The organism is Streptomyces coffeae (genome assembly GCF_016741875.1).
In the GTDB taxonomy this organism is placed as follows: domain Bacteria; phylum Actinomycetota; class Actinomycetes; order Streptomycetales; family Streptomycetaceae; genus Streptomyces; species Streptomyces coffeae.
Window position 1 is genome coordinate 122,119 of the sequence record NZ_JAERRF010000016.1, and the last position, 15,054, is coordinate 137,172.

At 72.9% G+C, this 15,054-nt stretch carries 12 protein-coding genes; 7 read left to right on the forward strand and 5 right to left on the reverse strand.

The window, feature by feature from the left end; genetic code table 11:
• The first annotated feature begins 144 nt into the window (after nt 1-144).
• Nucleotides 145-1,230, forward strand: coding sequence for an NAD-dependent epimerase/dehydratase family protein (locus tag JK363_RS25555; protein WP_201877595.1), 1,086 nt, complete (start codon nt 145-147; stop codon nt 1,228-1,230).
• A gap of 368 nt (nt 1,231-1,598) precedes the next feature.
• Here the strand turns inward: JK363_RS25555 and JK363_RS25560 are convergent, their stop codons facing one another.
• Both JK363_RS25560 and JK363_RS25565 read right to left on the reverse strand, forming a co-directional pair.
• Nucleotides 1,599-2,711 carry a sensor histidine kinase gene (locus JK363_RS25560; RefSeq protein WP_201877596.1) on the reverse strand — a complete coding sequence of 371 codons (1,113 nt, stop codon included), beginning with the start codon at nt 2,709-2,711 and terminating at the stop codon, nt 1,599-1,601.
• Nucleotides 2,712-2,716: 5 nt separating this feature from the next.
• Nucleotides 2,717-3,487 carry a response regulator transcription factor gene (locus JK363_RS25565; RefSeq protein ID WP_201877597.1) on the reverse strand — a complete coding sequence of 257 codons (771 nt, stop codon included), beginning with the start codon at nt 3,485-3,487 and terminating at the stop codon, nt 2,717-2,719.
• Nucleotides 3,488-3,611: 124 nt separating this feature from the next.
• Here JK363_RS25565 and JK363_RS25570 point away from each other — a divergent pair, with 124 nt between their 5' ends.
• From JK363_RS25570 to JK363_RS25580, 3 genes are read left to right on the forward strand one after another with little or no spacing between them, the layout of a single operon-like run.
• Nucleotides 3,612-4,346: a glycosyltransferase family 2 protein gene (locus tag JK363_RS25570; protein ID WP_307821864.1), complete on the forward strand. Its 735-nt coding sequence runs from the start codon at nt 3,612-3,614 to the stop codon at nt 4,344-4,346.
• The gene (locus tag JK363_RS25575; protein ID WP_307821865.1) at nt 4,343-5,008 is read left to right on the forward strand and encodes a TIGR04282 family arsenosugar biosynthesis glycosyltransferase; all 666 of its coding nucleotides are present in this window, start codon (nt 4,343-4,345) and stop codon (nt 5,006-5,008) included. The genes JK363_RS25570 and JK363_RS25575 overlap by 4 nt, the downstream gene beginning before the upstream one ends.
• Nucleotides 5,005-5,757, forward strand: a complete 753-nt coding sequence (locus JK363_RS25580) for a methyltransferase domain-containing protein (protein ID WP_201877599.1) — start codon at nt 5,005-5,007, stop codon at nt 5,755-5,757. The genes JK363_RS25575 and JK363_RS25580 overlap by 4 nt, the downstream gene beginning before the upstream one ends.
• A gap of 680 nt (nt 5,758-6,437) precedes the next feature.
• Here the strand turns inward: JK363_RS25580 and JK363_RS25585 are convergent.
• Both JK363_RS25585 and JK363_RS25590 read right to left on the reverse strand, forming a co-directional pair.
• Entirely contained in the window at nt 6,438-6,923 is a 486-nt protein-coding gene (locus JK363_RS25585; RefSeq protein ID WP_201877600.1) for a hypothetical protein, read from the reverse strand.
• The gene (locus JK363_RS25590) at nt 6,887-8,167 is read right to left on the reverse strand and encodes a molybdopterin-dependent oxidoreductase (protein ID WP_201877602.1); all 1,281 of its coding nucleotides are present in this window, start codon (nt 8,165-8,167) and stop codon (nt 6,887-6,889) included. Before JK363_RS25590 ends, JK363_RS25585 begins: the two co-directional genes overlap by 37 nt.
• Nucleotides 8,168-8,373: 206 nt before the next feature.
• On the opposite strand from JK363_RS25590, the gene JK363_RS25595 reads away from it, so the two are divergent.
• Entirely contained in the window at nt 8,374-9,771 is a 1,398-nt protein-coding gene (locus JK363_RS25595; RefSeq protein ID WP_201877707.1) for a hypothetical protein, read from the forward strand.
• 100 nt (nt 9,772-9,871) lie between these two features.
• Entirely contained in the window at nt 9,872-11,170 is a 1,299-nt protein-coding gene (locus JK363_RS25600; RefSeq protein ID WP_215911290.1) for a polysaccharide deacetylase family protein, read from the forward strand.
• A gap of 60 nt (nt 11,171-11,230) precedes the next feature.
• Here the strand turns inward: JK363_RS25600 and JK363_RS25605 are convergent, their stop codons facing one another.
• The gene (locus JK363_RS25605) at nt 11,231-13,210 is read right to left on the reverse strand and encodes a transglycosylase domain-containing protein (RefSeq protein ID WP_201877605.1); all 1,980 of its coding nucleotides are present in this window, start codon (nt 13,208-13,210) and stop codon (nt 11,231-11,233) included.
• A gap of 525 nt (nt 13,211-13,735) precedes the next feature.
• Here JK363_RS25605 and JK363_RS25610 point away from each other — a divergent pair.
• The gene (locus tag JK363_RS25610; protein ID WP_201877607.1) at nt 13,736-15,049 is read left to right on the forward strand and encodes an MbnB/TglH/ChrH family RiPP precursor modification enzyme; all 1,314 of its coding nucleotides are present in this window, start codon (nt 13,736-13,738) and stop codon (nt 15,047-15,049) included.
• Nucleotides 15,050-15,054 lie beyond the last annotated feature (5 nt).

The window sequence follows — 15,054 nt, forward strand, 5'->3', positions numbered from 1 at the left end:
ATCACAGGATCCCGCAGGAGTGGCGGGGTCGCATCACGGACGGGGCCCGGACGCGAGACGCGGGTCCGCGGGAGTCCTTACGGACCGGTGACGGCACGGCGCGTACGCGGGCCGCGCGGTCCTCCCGGGCCTAGCGTCGCCACCATGCGCGTACTGGTCACCGGAGGCGCGGGCTTCATCGGCTCGCACATCGTCACCGCTCTCACCGCCCACGGCCATGAGCCGGTCGTCCTCGACGCCCTGCTCCCGGCCGCCCACCCGGCACCGCCGCCGCTGCCCGATGCCCGGTGGATCCACGCCGACGTACGGGACCGCGGGGCGGTGGCCGCGGCGCTGCGCGGGGTGGACGCGGTCTGCCACCAGGCGGCGATGGTCGGCCTCGGCAAGGACTTCGCGGACGCGCCGGACTACGTCGGCTGCAATGACCTGGGTACGGCCGTCCTGCTGGCGGCGATGGCCGAGCGCGGGGTGCGGACGCTGGTGCTCGCCGGGTCGATGGTGGTGTACGGGGAGGGGCGCTACGACTGCCCCCGCCACGGATGGGTGCGCCCCGGACCGCGCGCGGAGGCCGATCTCCGGGCGGGGCGCTTCGAACCGCCCTGCCCGGAGTGCGGCACCCCATTGGCGGCGGGTCTGGTCGGCGAGGACGCCCCGGCCGATCCGCGAAACGTGTACGCCACGACGAAGCTGGCCCAGGAACACCTGGCGGCGGCGTGGGCACGGTCGGTGGGCGGCCGCGCGGTGTCCCTGCGCTACCACAACGTCTACGGGCCGGGGATGCCGCGCGACACCCCCTACGCGGGTGTCGCCTCCTTCTTCCGCTCCGCGCTCGCGCGCGGGGAGGCGCCGACCGTCTTCGAGGACGGCGGACAGCGCCGGGACTTCATCCACGTGCGCGATGTGGCCGAAGCCAATGTCGCCGCGCTGGAGGCGGCGGCGGACGGGGCGGACGCGGCGCCCGTGGGTGCGCTGACCGCGTATAACACGGGCAGCGACGAGCCGCACACGGTGGGCGAGATGGCCGCGGCCCTGGCGGAGGCCCACGGCGGCCCCGCGCCGGTGGTCACCGGCGACTACCGGCTGGGGGACGTCCGCCACATCACCGCCTCGTCGCGGCGGATCCGGGAGCGGCTGGGGTGGCGGGCGACGGTGCCGTTCGCGGAGGGCATGACCGAGTTCGCCCGCGCCCCGCAGCGCGCGGCCGGGCTCCGGCCCGACCCGGTCCCGTAGGGGTCCGTCGTCAAAGGGGCCGCCCTGCTCCCGACGCCCGGCACCCCGGCTCGCCGCCGTGCGGGCCACGGCCGGGCCCCGCGGTGGCGGAGTCCGCCCCGTCGTGCCGGCGAGGGCCGGCCGCCCTCAGGACGCGGAAGCGACCCGGTCGCCCGCCCCTCGGGGGCCGGTGCGCGATGGCGCTGCCGTACGGGCCGTGTGCCCGCGGCCTCGGTGCCACACCGATGCGCTGTGCGCCCCCGTCGGCGTCGAGACCCGGCGGGGCGTACGGGAGCGGCGCGGCCGTCGCCCACCACCCCGGACCGGCCGTCGCCCACCACCCCCGGACCGGCCGTCGCCCACCACCCCCGGGCCGGACGCCGTCCCGGCTACCCGCGCGCCGCCGGGAGACGGACCTCGAAGCGGCAGCCTCCGTCGACGTTGTGAACCGCCGCATGGCCCTCATGGGCTTCGACGATGCCGCGGACGATGGCGAGGCCCAGGCCCGCGCCTGCCGGTGGGGTACGGGCGTGGCTGCCGCGCCAGCCGGTGTCGAAGACGCGCGGGAGGTCCTCCTCGGGGATGCCGCCGCAGCCGTCCGTGACCGACAGCACGACATGCTCCGCCTCCCGCCGGGCGGCGACCGCGACCGTACCGTCGGCCGGGGTGCGGCGGATGGCGTTGATCAGGAGGTTGCCCAGGACGCGGGTCATCTCCTTGCCGTCGGCCTCGATGGGAACGGCGTCGACGGGATCGCCGATCAGCCGTACGCCCAGTTCCCGGGCCAGTGGATCGGCGCCCGCGAGGGCGTCGCCGACCAGGTCGTGGACGGAGATCCGGGTGAGGCTGAGGGACAGCGCACCGGCGTGGATGCGGGAGAGTTCGAAGAGGTCGCCGACCATGCCGTTGAGCCGTTCCACCTCGGTGCGGATCTGGCGCAGATAGCGCTCCGGGTCGGGGACCACCCCGTCCTCCAGTGCCTCGGACATCGCCCGCAGCCCGGCCAGCGGGGTGCGCAGATCGTGGGAGATCCAGGCGACGAGCTCACGGCGCGAGGACTCCAGGGCCCGTTCACGTGTCCGCGAAGCGGCCAGTTTTTCGCTGGTGTCGGCCAGTGCGCGGCTGAGGGCGGCGAGTTCGGCGGTGGCCTGGCCGTCGGGGGCGGCGAAGTCGCCGCCGTCGCCGAAGGAGCGGGCGGCCTGCGTCAGCGCGTTGCTCCGCGCCACGACCCAGCGGCCCAGCAGCAGCGCGGTGGCCATCGACACCACGGCGGCCATGGCGCAGACGGTGGTGACGACCGTCAGGTCGTGCGGGGACAGGAACATGGCCCACGCGACGGCGAGGGTGCCCGCGAGCATGGCCGTCACCGTGACGGCGGCGACGACGGCGAGGGACACGGCGACGGACCGTCCGCGCAGCAGCCGCAGCGCCAGCGCGCCCAGCAGACCGGCCGCCGCAGCGCCGAGGAACGCGAACAGGGCTATCAGCAGCACGTCATGCATGGTGATCAGCCCTCGTGCCGCGCGGTCTCGGACGGGGCGTCGAAGCGGTAGCCGACGCCCCAGACCGTCTGGATGAGACGCGGCGCGCCCGGATCGACCTCGATCTTGCCCCGCAGCCGCCGCACATGGACGGTGACGGTGGACAGATCACCGAAGTCCCAGCCCCAGACGTCCCGCATCAGCTCCTCGCGGGTGCACGCCACACCGGGGTTCCGCAGCAGGTGGGCGAGCAGGTCGAACTCGCGCAGGGTGAGGGCGAGTTCACGGCCGTCCCGGGTGGCCCGGCGGGCGGCGGGGTCGAGGGTGATCCCGGCGTGCCGGAGCACCCCGTCCGGCCGCGCGGGACCGCCACCCGCGCCGTCGGGCGCCCCGCCGAGGGGGACCGCGCGCGGGCCGGTGCGGCTGCGGCGGAGTACGGACTCCACACGCAGCACCAGTTCGCGCGGGCTGAACGGCTTGGTCACATAGTCGTCCGCGCCGATCTCCAGGCCGAGGATCCGGTCGTCCTCGTCGCCGCGCGCGGTGAGCATGATGACCGGCACCGGCCCCTTGTCGCGGAGCGTGCGGCACACCTGGAGTCCGTCCATGCCCGGCAGCATCAGATCGAGGACGACCAGGTCGGGCCAGCGGGCGGCGGCGCGGGCGAGCGCCTCGGGGCCGTCGGCGGCCCGGTCGACGTCATAGCCGGCGCGGTCCAGGTATCCGGCGACGACCTCGGCGACGGTCGGGTCGTCGTCCACCACGAGAACCCGGCCGGGGTTGGGGGTCTGCTGCATGCCCACACCCTCGCACCAGGCCGGACCCGGGCCCACCCCGGGGCGGGCGGGGGCGGGGCGACGTCCGCGTTTTGTAAGGACGCGAAGTCCGAAATGCCGCTTTGTTCTTCGTAGTGTGGAGCGCGTGAGACCTGCGATCCCTCCCCGAGCCGACGTCCCCCGTGCCGATGTTGTCCTGCCGTGCCTGGACGAGGCCGCCGCCCTGCCCTGGGTGCTGGCACGTATCCCCGACGGCTGGCGCGCCATCGTCGTCGACAACGGCTCCACCGACGGCTCGGCCGCCGTCGCCCGCGCTCACGGCGCGACCGTCGTGTACGAACCCCGCCGTGGTTTCGGATCGGCCTGCCACGCCGGACTGCTCGCCGCCGAGGCGGAGTTCGTCTGCTTCTGCGACTGTGACGCCACGCTCGACCCCGGGCTGCTGACCGGCTTCGTCACCACCCTCGCCGAGGGCGGTGCGGACCTGGTGCTCGGACGCCGCCGTCCCCAAGGGCCGGGCGCCTGGCCGGTGCACGCCCGGCTCGGCAACCTCGCCCTCGCCCGGATGCTGCGCCGCCGGACCGGCCTCGCGCTGCACGACCTCGGCCCGCTGCGGGCCGCGCGGCGCGAACCGCTGCTGGACCTCGGCCTCACCGACCGGCGCAGCGGCTATCCGCTGCAAATGGTGGTGCGGGCGTCCGACGCGGGGTGGCGGATCGAGGAGCGCGATGTGCCGTATCTGCCGCGCGCGGGGAGGTCGAAGGTCACCGGCACCTGGCGGGGCACCTGGCACGCGGTGCGGGACATGCGGGCGGTGCTCCACGACCGGTCGTCGGCGCCCGTCGCCAGGGTGAACGGCCCGGCGAGGACCGCCCGGTGAGCCCCGCGCGGAACGAGGCGGGAGGGGGGATCACCCTGCTCGTCATCGCCAAGGAGCCGGTGGCGGGCCGGGTGAAGACCCGGCTCACTCCCCCGTACACCCCGGCGGAGGCCGCCGCACTCGCCGAGGCCGCGCTCGCCGACACCCTGCGGACCGTGGCCGATATGCCCGCGCGGCGCAGGGTGCTGGCGCTCGACGGCCGTCCGGGGAGCTGGCTGCCGCCGGGCATCGAGGTGGTGCCGCAGTGCGGCGGCGGTCTCGACGAGCGGCTGGCGGGCGCGTTCGAGGGCTGCCGGGGGCCCACCCTGCTGATCGGCATGGACACCCCCCAGATCACCCCCGCCCTCCTCGCCCCGGTCCTGGACGCCGGCGGCTGGACCGGCTGCGACGCGTGGTTCGGCCCGGCCGCCGACGGCGGCTTCTGGGCCCTGGGGCTGGCCGAACCGGATCCCGGGCTGCTGCGCGGAGTGCCGATGTCCACCGCCACCACCGGTGCCGTACAGCGGCGTCGGCTCACCGATGCCGGGCTGCGGGTGCGCGATCTGCCGACGCTGCGCGACGTCGACACGGCGAGCGACGCCCTGGAGGTGGCGGCCGCCGCCCCGGGCGGCCGGTTCGCCCGCACCCTCGCCCGGCTGTCGGCACGGGCGGCCACCCGATGACCGCGGCCGGGTCCATACGGAACGGGCCGGCGACGGACACCTCGCTGCGCGAGCGGCTCACCGGCTCCAACGGCCGGGGAAACCCCACCTCCTGGCGTGCCGACCCCTATACGCGAGCGCTGCGCGCCGGACGCGGGCCGCTGTTCCTGCGCCGTGCCGACGGGTTGCTGCTGCCGCTGGAGGTCGAGCGCTGGTGCGCGGACGCCGACGCCGCCGACCGCACCGTGCTGAAGCGGTGCCGGGGCCCCGTCCTCGACATCGGCTGCGGCCCCGGACGGCTGGTGGTCGCGCTGGCCGTGCTCGGCCGTCCGTGCCTGGGCATCGATGTGAGCCGCGCGGCGGTCGCCCGCACGGTCGGGGCGGGCGGCCCGGCGCTGTGCCGCTCGGTGTTCGAGCCGATGCCGGGTGAGGGGCGCTGGGGTACGGCGCTGCTGATCGACGGCAACATCGGCATCGGCGGCGATCCGCGGGCCCTGCTCACCCGGGTCGGCCAGGTGCTCGCCCCGGACGGACTGCTGCTGGTGGAAGTGGCGCCGGAGGACATCGACGAACGGGTGCGGGTACGGGTGGACAACGGACGCGGTGGCGTCGGCGCGGACTTCCCCTGGGCCCGGGTGGGCACCCCGGCCCTGCTGCGCCACGCCCGCGCGGCGGGCTGGACCGCCATCGAGCGCTGGTCGGCGCTCGACCGCGACTTCGTGGCCCTGCGCCGCACGACGCCCGGACCCCGCGGGGCCACCGAACGCTGAGCCCTGTCCGGCCCCGCGACCCCGGTCGGCGGTGCGGTGTCCTCCCACCCGCACCGCCGACCGGCCTACGGCCGCCCCTCCGGCCCGCGTTCGCGTACTCGCCCGGGTGGCCGACCTGTCGCGGCGCGCGGCCGCCACCAGACCCGGACCCCGCCGCCCGTTGCACAGCGCGGTGCCCCCGGCGCACGTTCGCCACCCCATCCGGGCGACCCGCCGTCGTGGCGCGCGGCCACCACCAGACCCGAGCCTCACCGCCCATTGCGAAGCCCGGTGCCCACGGCACACGTTCACCACCACACCCGGACGACCCGCCCGTCGCGGCAGGCGGAGCCCACGGCGCGCGGCCAACCGCATACGAATGCCCCCGCCGAAGCGCTCGGACCGCTGCCACGGCCTCCGGCCGCGCGGCGCGCCCAGGGCACGTGGCGGGTGCGCTCCCGTCGCAGCACGCTGACGGGCGGGCCCATCGACGGCGAACGCCCGAAGCGCACCCCGCCACGTACCGCAGGCGCAGCGCCTCCCCGCAGGCAAGCGGACCCCAACCCACTCGGCGGGCCCCCAAGGGGCCCACCGCGTCGGGGCGGTGAGCGTCCGCCGCTGCGGTCGGCACAGCGCCCGCGCCCCCGCCGGACGGCGGGGAGGCGCGGGCGGGCGCTGCGTCGCAAGGGGCGAGGAGTCCGTCAGGGGCTCACCTCCGGCGCGCGGCCGGGGCGTGCGCGCCACCGCCGCAGGGCCAGCCACAGGGCCGACACGGCGAACAGCACCGCGGTGATCAGCAGCCAGCGCCGCGGGAAGATATCGGCCGACAGCCCGGTCGAACGTTCGTAGCGCCGTGTCTGCTCACCCAGGATCAGCGGGAACCAGACCAGCAGCAACAGCCCGGAGACGAAGGCGGGTACCCGGATGTGGTTGATCCAGACGGCGGGGGCGGGCAGGACCGCGCTGACCGCCCGGTCGGCGAGCGCGTACAGCGGCAGCAGCACCAGGTCGTGCAGAAGGGCCGCGCCCACGATCCAGAGGGCGATGCCGAACCAGTCGCCGCTCAGCAGCCGGACACCGGCGTAGGCGGTCAGCGCGAAGGAGCACAGCAGCAACAGCAGATGCCACGGGGACGCCCCGTAACGCCCCCTCACAGCGTCTCCCCGAAGCTCAGCCGCCCGACCCATTTGGTGTTCTGCACACCGGGCGCGCCGGGGACGATGATGCGCGCGGGATAGCCGTGATCCGGTGACAGATCCGCGCCGTTGACCTTCAGGGCGAGCAGTGAGCGCGGGTCGCGGACCTGGTTGTCGCGCAGGGCGACGGTGCGGAAGGAACCGTGTCGCTGTACGGACTCCACCAGGACGCCCGGCGGTCGGTCGCGGTGGCCGACGAGCGCGGCGAGGTCGGCCAGCCGTACCCCCTCCCACCGCTGGTCAGGGGTGGACCAGCCCTCCACGCAGGCGATGGGCAGCCGTGCGCCGTGCTGGGGCAGCCGCAGCACCTGCTGCCGGGTGAGGACGAGTTCACGGTCCCCGCCGCGTACCACCAGCCGCCAGTCGGAGCCCATGTCGCGGGCGCGGATCCCGACGCCCGCGGCGGTCTTGTTGATCTGGAAGCCATTGGGGCCGCGGCCGGGTTCACGGTTGTGCGGGGCGAGCAGCGCGGTCTCGCGCAGCGGGCCGCCGATGCTCTGGCCCGCCGTCACCACCAGCAGGGCGGCCGACCCTGCGCCGACCATCCCGAGCGCACCTCGGCGCGACATGGTGGGCGGGGCCGGGTCGGGGCTCACCAGACCGGTGTCGTCGGGCGGTTCGGGCCGGGTGCGGGAGACCGGCGTACGCAGCTCCGCCCGCAGATCACGGCCCTTCAGCGCACGAACCATCCGGGGGAAGCGCAAGGCCACATGGACGACAACAGCGGCCATGAAGATCCACGCGCCGTAGAAGTGCAGCGGGTAGAAGGAGCCCGGGAAGACGTAGTCCAGCTGGACGTTGAGCACCCCGGTGGCGAACTCGAAGAGCCCGCCGCCCACCAGCGCCAGCAGCGAGAGCCGCTCCAGCCCGTGTGCCACGGAGCGCACGGCAGGCCGCTCGAAGAGCTTGGGGATGACCGACCAGAGCTTCGCCAGCAGGACGGGGACGAGCACGATACCGAGCGTGACGTGGACCCCCTGGTTGACGCCGTAGAGCCAGGAGGGGTGCGTCGGCCAGGAGAAGAGATAGAAGCCGAGCAGCCCCTTGTCCGGTGTCTTGTCGTTGACCGGTGACAGATCGGGGTTGTAGGCGGCGTACGACAGCAGACCGGTCACGAAGAGCACGGGGATGCCGACGAGCAGCACCAGGCCGAAGACGGAGGTCAGCCAGGGGCCGCGCAGGGGGCTCCGCCACGGGGTGCGGTGCCCGCGGCCGAGGTGGGGAGGGTTGCTCATGGCTCGACCGTAGGACCGCTCGGGCGCTTTCCGGGGGCTTGAACCGATGACAAAAGTCTGACGTCAGGGCGGTCGGCTCGGGGCGTGCCGCCAGGATCTGACGGTTCGATGACAGGGCGCGCCGCGACCGCCCGACGCCCGGTTCCGCGACTTAGCGTGACGTCGTGAAACTCCCTCTCCGCACCGTGAAGCTCCCCCTCCGCACCGTGAAACTCCCCCTCCGTACCGCCGGCGAGCCCCGTCCCACCGCGGACCCCGGGCGGACCGGCCGCCGCCCGGATGTGCTGACCGCCGTGGCGGGCGCCGTCCTCTTCGCGGTGGCCGCCGTCGTCGGCACCCTGATCCAGCGCGCCGACCACTCCCTGTACGTCGACTGGGCGCCGCTGTACGCCGACTGGCTGCCCCATGTGGGGCCCGGTACACCCGCCGCCCTGACCGTCGCCGCGGCCGTCGTCGTCCACGGGCCGCGGCTGGCGCTGCGGCTGCCCTGGCGCGGGCTGCTGGCGGCGGTGTGGGGGACGGCCATGGTGTGGACGTGGTCGCTGGCGCTGGTCGACGGCTGGGGCCGGGGCGTGGCCGGGCGGCTGACCCAGCGCCATGAGTATCTGCGCGGGGTGGACCGGTTCCATGACATCGGCGCGACGCTGCGCGGGTTCACCGATCACATCCTGCTGACCCAGCCCGACCACTGGCCGGCGCATATCGCGGGCCATCCGCCGGGCGCGGTGCTCACCTTCGTCGGGCTGGACCGGCTGGGCTTGGGCGGCGGGGCGTGGGCGGGGACGTTCTGCGTCACGGTGGGGAGTTCGGCGGCGGTCGCGGTGCTGGTCGCCCTGCGCGCGCTGGGCGAGGAACGAGCGGCACGCACCGCCGCCCCGTTCCTGGTGCCGGCCCCGACGGCGGTGTGGGTGGGGGCCTCCGCGGACGGCTACTTCGCGGCCGTGGCGGCGTGGGGTCTGGCGCTGCTGGCGCTGGCGGCGCGGCGTACGGTCCGCGCCCCGGGGGCCGTGGCGCTGGCCGCGGGGCTGCTGCTGGGGTTCACCGCGTATCTCTCGTACGGGCTCACCCTGCTGGCGCTGCCCGCCCTGGCCGTGCTGGTGCTCGCCCGTACGGCCAAGCCGCTGCCCTGGGCGCTGGCCGGAGTGGCCGCGGTGGCGGGGGTGTTCACCCTGTCCGGGTTCGCGTGGTGGGAGGGGTACGACCTGCTGGTGGACCGCTACTACCAGGGCGTCGCCTCGGACCGGCCGTACGCCTACTGGGTGTGGGCCAATCTCGCCGTCGCGGGGGTCGCCGCCGGTCCGGCCTGTGTGGCCGGGGCGCGCCGGGTGGTGGTGGCCGCCCCGGGGGCGGTACGGCGGCTGCGCGGAGGCGGTTCGGGCGGGCCGGACAGTCTGGTGGTGCTGACCTTCGCCGCGCTGCTCGCGCTGACCGTCGCCGATCTGTCCGGTATGAGCAAGGCGGAGACGGAGCGCATCTGGCTGCCGTTCCTCCTCTGGCTGCTGCCGGGGGCCGCGTTGCTGCCCGCACGGGACCGGCGTCATTGGCTCATGGTCCAGGCCACGGTGGCACTTCTGGTCAATCATCTGCTGTTGACCGGATGGTGAGGGTGCCGATGTGAAGGGCAGGTGATATTTCTGTGATACTGGAGGGGGATGTACATCTGTACTGGTGCTGGGGGCGGACCCGTTGAAGGCGCTGAAGATCATGAAGGCGTGGAAGGTTTTCATCGCGCGGAGCGCCCACGGTGTGGTGGGGCCCCTCGGCGCGCTCACGGCCGTGGCCGTCGTCGTGGCCCTGCTGATAGCCCTGACCTCGCGCGGAGGCGCGGAGGACGCCCCGGACGGAGACGTCCCGGCGGCCGCCGCCTCCCCGAGGTCGGACCGTTTGCCCAAGGAGGCGAAAAAGAAGAAGGAGAAGTACGCCGACTGGGACGGCAAGGTCAAGGTCCTTGGTGACGGCTCCACTTCCTACACCGGCCGGCAGCCGAAACAGCTGAAGCCGCGGAAGCTCAAACCGGGCGAGAAACCGCCGCAGTTCGTGGTGTTCTCCTGGGACGGTGCGCTGGAGGGCGACGATCATCTCTTTGCGCGATTCCGCCAGGTCGCCAGGGAGAGCAATGCCACGATGACGTTCTTCCTGAGCGGTATGTATCTGCTGCCCAAGTCGAAGAGCGATCTGTATCGGCCGCCGCAGCACAAGCAGGGATCGGCCGCCATCTCCTTCCCCACCGACGAGCACATCCGGGAGACGCTGGAACAGCTGCGCGGCGCCTGGCAGGAGGGCAATGAGATCGGCTCCCACTTCAACGGCCATTTCTGCGGCACCAAGGGCGGCGAGGACTGGACGACCGAGGAGTGGAAGAGCGAGACCGAGCAGGCGTATTCGTTTGTGAAGAACTGGAAGACCAACACCGGTTTCACCGACGTCAAACCGCTGCCCTTCGACTACGACGTGGAACTGACGGGCGGGCGCGCGCCGTGCCTGGAGGGACAGAAGAATCTGCTCCCGTTGATCAAATCGCTTGGCTGGCGCTATGACGCCAGTTCACCGGGAGACTTCCAGATGTGGCCGTCGAAGCTCAATGACATCTGGAACTTCCCGCTTCAGCTGGTGCCCTACCCGGAGACCGAGAAGCAGGTCCTGTCGATGGACTTCAACTTCCTCGACAAGCAGTCCGGGGACAGCACCGAAGGCGATCCGGCAAAATACGCGGAGTGGGAGCGGCTGACCCGCGAGGGCTATCTGAACGGCTTCGAGCGCGTCTATCACGGCAGCCGCGCCCCGCTGTTCATCGGGAACCACTTCGAGACCTGGAACGGCGGCATCTATATGCAGGCCGTCGAAGACGTCATGCGCGATGTCTGCCCTCGTAAGGGCGTGCGCTGTGTGTCGTTCAAGCAGCTCGCCGACTGGCTCGATGTACAGGACCCCGAAGTGCTGGCGAAACTGCGGATGCTGGATCCCGCGGAATCCCCGGACTGGCGCACCTTCACCAAGAAATAGCCGGTCCGGCTGCTGCTCCTCCCTCACCCCCGGGGAATCCTCCCCGGGGGTGATCGCGTCTCATTCGCGGGCGGCAGCGGTCATATAGCGCGTCCAGATGGACAGCGGATAGGTGTCCACCGAGGGGACCGCGCCCGGCCCGCCCAAGTCCTCCAGCGGCAGCAGCTCCTGGGTCTTGGGGTCCACCCGCGACAGCGACACCGCCGTGGACAGCTTCTTGGTGTAGCCGACGAACCAGGCCGAGGTGCCGTCCTGCGCCATCCCGCGCTTCCCGGCCACATCGGATCCCGCGGCGCCGGCCGCGTGCGCCGAGCCCGTCCCGCTCTGGACGGCGCCGTGCAGCGCGTCGTCCACCTGGTTCGCGACGGTCTCGCTGAACGCCCGCTGCGTACGGTCCCTCCGCAGCTGGAACTTCTGCCCGTTACGGGTGAGCCCGCTGACCGAGTACGGCGGGGTGTGTATGCCCTTGGCGGCGAACGTCCCGTAGGCGCTGGCCATCCGGATGGAGCTGGGGGTGGCGGTGCCGAGCGAGAACGCGGGCACCCGGGCGCCGAAGCTGCTGGGCAGCATCCCCGCGTCGATGGACGCCTGACGGACCCGGTCCAGGCCGACGTCCATACCGAGCTGCATCATCGGGGTGTTGATCGACTGCACGATCGCCTGGCGCAGGCTGACCTGCCCATAGGACCTGTCAGCGTCGTTGGCCGCCCGCACGATCTTCCCGCTGCGGTCCCAGTACGGCCCCTCGGGCGTCCGCACGGCCACCTTGTTGTTGCCGTCGTAAAGGCTTGTGGGGGTGACGGGTTTACGCGGGCCCTCGCGGTCGAGCAGCACCCCGTCGCGCAGCGCGGCGGCGTAGACGAACGGGGTGAAGGCCGTACCGGCGGGCACGTTGGAGGCGTTGGCATCGTTGAACCCCTGCTCCAGATAGCCCGGGCCGCCGTACAGCGCGGCGATCCTGCCGTCCGGCGCCACGGAGGCGGCGCCGATCCGCACATGGCGATCGCCGCGCCGGTCCTTGGGGTCGAACGAGGCGCGCGCCTTCTTCACGGCCTTGGCCAGCGTGTCCACCTTCGGCTTCTCGAAGGTGGTGTGGATCTGGTACCCGCCGAGGTCGAAGTCGGCGTCGGAGATATCGGTGTGGGAACTGACATACGCGCGGGCGGTCTCCACCAGATAACCGACCTGTCCGGTCAGCCCCTCGGGTTTGGGCGGTGCCTTGGGCTCGGGGAACTTGGTGTACTTCGCGCGCTCTTCGGGTGAGAGCTTTCCGATCTCGACCATGCGGTCGAGCACCCACTTCCAGCGGTCCATCACGCGCTGGCGGTTCTTCTCGCCGAGCGTGGGGTCGAACGACCCGGCGCCCTTGAGCAGTGAGGCGAGCAGCGCGCCCTCGCTCGGATTCAGCCGCGAGACGTCCTTGCCGTAGTACGCGTAGGAGGCCCGCTGAATACCGTAGGTGCCACGGCCGAACCAGCTGGTGTTCAGATACTGCTCGAGAATCTCCTCCTTGCTCATCCGGTCGTCCAGCTTGATCGCGATGAACATCTCGGTGAGCTTGCGGGAGAAGGTCTGGCGCTGATTCAGATAGGCGTTCTTCACATACTGCTGGGTGATGGTGGAGCCGCCCTGGGTCTCCCCGCCGGTCACCATCCGGGTCGCGGCACGCATCAGCCCGGCGGGCGAGACCCCGCTGTCGGAGTAGAAACTGGCGTTCTCGGCGGCCAGCACGGCCCACTGGACCTTTTCCGGCACCTTGTCGAGGGGAACCTCCTGGCGGTTGACCGGTCCGGTGCGGGCCATCTCGCTGCCATCGGCCCAGTAGTAGACATTGTCCTGCTGGGTGGCGAAGTCGTTCAGGTCCTCGGGTATCTCGGTCCGCATATAGAGAAAGCTCAGCAGCCCGGTCATGATGCCCAGACAGAAGAGGAAGAACAGGGACGTCTGACGCCATGACGGCAGCCAGCGCCACACCCCCCGCCGGCCCGCCCGGGGATAGTCCAGCCGGACGCTCCCGGCCGCCCAGCGACGCAGCAGCATGAGCCTGCGCCCCGAGGGGGCCAAACGACGGCGGCGGCCCGGGAAAGCCGGTCCGCGGCGGATCTTCGGCGGAGCGGCACGGCGGTGCTTCCGATGCTTCCCCGCCGCGTTGCTGTCGCTGCTGCCCTGCACTTCTTTTCCCCCACGCTCACTCCGCGCGCGGGCGCGGCACAAAGAGGTGATCTTCCTTCCCCCCATGACCACACGATCCTATTTTCCCCTCCGAACACCTGTCGCCACAGGGGTCCAAAATTTTGTAACAGTGACGATATTCGGCAACTCGGGACAGCCGGTGATCATTCGCCCCACCCGGGCACCCCCGCCGCGGCGGCCGAGGACGGGCCGCCGGGGCGCCCGGACCGTCCGCGCCCCGGCCCCCGCGGCACCTGCCGGGGTGAGCGGCAGAAGCTCAAATGAACCTCTGAACCGGACGGCCCGGGGATTCGTCCTCTCCCTGTGGGGTCATTACCCCGGCACGCGAGAACACACCGCGCGGAACGCGGGACGGAACGAGGAGGGGGAGCCATGGTGCGCCTCGGTACCGGAATCGGCTGGCGACCGGAAATCGCCGATGACATCGCGGGACTGCCCGGCATCGACTGGGTGGAGGTGGTCGCGGAGAACGTCTGCCCCGGCCATGTGCCCGACGCGCTGGAGCGGCTGCGCGAGCGCGGGACCACCGTGGTGCCGCACGGCGTCTCACTGGGCCTGGGCGGCGCCGAACCGCCCGACCCCGAGCGGCTCAAGGCCCTCGGCGAGCGGGTGGAGGCGCTGGGCGCGCCCCTGGTCACCGAGCACATCGCGTTCGTACGGGCCGGGGGCCCGCTGACCGCGTCACCCGTGATCGAGGCGGGCCATCTGCTGCCGGTGCCCCGCACCCGGGACGCGCTCGACGTGCTCTGCGAGAACGTCCGGATCGCGCAGGACGCCCTGCCGGTGCCGCTCGCGCTGGAGAACATCGCGGCGCTGATCTCCTGGCCCGGCGAGGAGATGACGGAGGGGCAGTTTCTGGCCGAGTTGGTGGAACGGACCGGGGTGCGGCTGCTGATCGATGTCGCCAATCTGCACACCAACCACGTCAACCGGGGCGAGGACCCGGCCAGGGCTCTGGACGAGCTGCCGACCGAGGCCATCGCCTATGTCCATGTGGCGGGCGGTGTGGAACGGGACGGGGTCTGGCACGACAGCCATGCCCATCCGGTGACCCAGCCCGTGCTCGACGTCCTCGCCGAGCTGTGCGCGCGGACCGTACCGCCCGGCGTGCTGCTGGAGCGCGACGAGGATTTCCCGGCGGCCGAGGAGCTGGCGGGCGAACTCGACGCGATCCGCGCGGTGACGGCGGCGGGGACGGCGACCCCGTGCACCCCGGAGGCGTCCCCGGACGCTCCCCCGGTGATGGACGGCCCCGGCGAGGCCGCGCTCGACGCCGCCCGGCAGCGGCTCGCGCTCGCCCAGACCTCCCTGCTGTCCGCCCTCGTCGCGGGCACTCCGGGCCCCGAGGGCTTCGACCGGCGGCGGCTGCGCGTCCAGAGCACGGCGCTGACGGCCAAGCGGGTCTCGGTGATCGCCCATGTGGCGCCCGAGCTGCCGGAGATCCTGGGCGACGGATTCCGCCCGGCCTTCCTGGCGTACGCGGACCGCCGCCCGATGACCGGCGGCTACCGCCGCGACGCCCTGTCGTTCGCCGAGTACCTGCTCGCCGACGACCTGCCCCGGGACCCGGCGGCACGACGGCGGCTGACCCAGTGGTGGAAGGAGCGGTCGGGGCCCGCCCCGCTGCCGGTGAACCCCGCGGTGCGGTTCGCCCGCGCCCTGCGCCACGCGCTGAGCGGAAGGTGAGAGAC

What these genes read in the sequence shown, in the direction of transcription:
- JK363_RS25555 (WP_201877595.1), top strand. Translation starts at nt 145, where the DNA reads ATGCGCGTACTGGTCACCGGAGGCGCGGGCTTCATCGGCTCGCACATC.
- JK363_RS25560 (WP_201877596.1), bottom strand. Translation starts at nt 2,711, where the DNA reads ATGCATGACGTGCTGCTGATAGCCCTGTTCGCGTTCCTCGGCGCTGCG.
- JK363_RS25565 (WP_201877597.1), bottom strand. Translation starts at nt 3,487, where the DNA reads ATGCAGCAGACCCCCAACCCCGGCCGGGTTCTCGTGGTGGACGACGAC.
- JK363_RS25580 (WP_201877599.1), top strand. Translation starts at nt 5,005, where the DNA reads ATGACCGCGGCCGGGTCCATACGGAACGGGCCGGCGACGGACACCTCG.
- JK363_RS25585 (WP_201877600.1), bottom strand. Translation starts at nt 6,923, where the DNA reads ATGGGTCGGGCGGCTGAGCTTCGGGGAGACGCTGTGAGGGGGCGTTAC.
- JK363_RS25590 (WP_201877602.1), bottom strand. Translation starts at nt 8,167, where the DNA reads ATGAGCAACCCTCCCCACCTCGGCCGCGGGCACCGCACCCCGTGGCGG.
- JK363_RS25600 (WP_215911290.1), top strand. Translation starts at nt 9,872, where the DNA reads ATGAAGGCGTGGAAGGTTTTCATCGCGCGGAGCGCCCACGGTGTGGTG.
- JK363_RS25605 (WP_201877605.1), bottom strand. Translation starts at nt 13,210, where the DNA reads ATGCTGCTGCGTCGCTGGGCGGCCGGGAGCGTCCGGCTGGACTATCCC.
- JK363_RS25610 (WP_201877607.1), top strand. Translation starts at nt 13,736, where the DNA reads ATGGTGCGCCTCGGTACCGGAATCGGCTGGCGACCGGAAATCGCCGAT.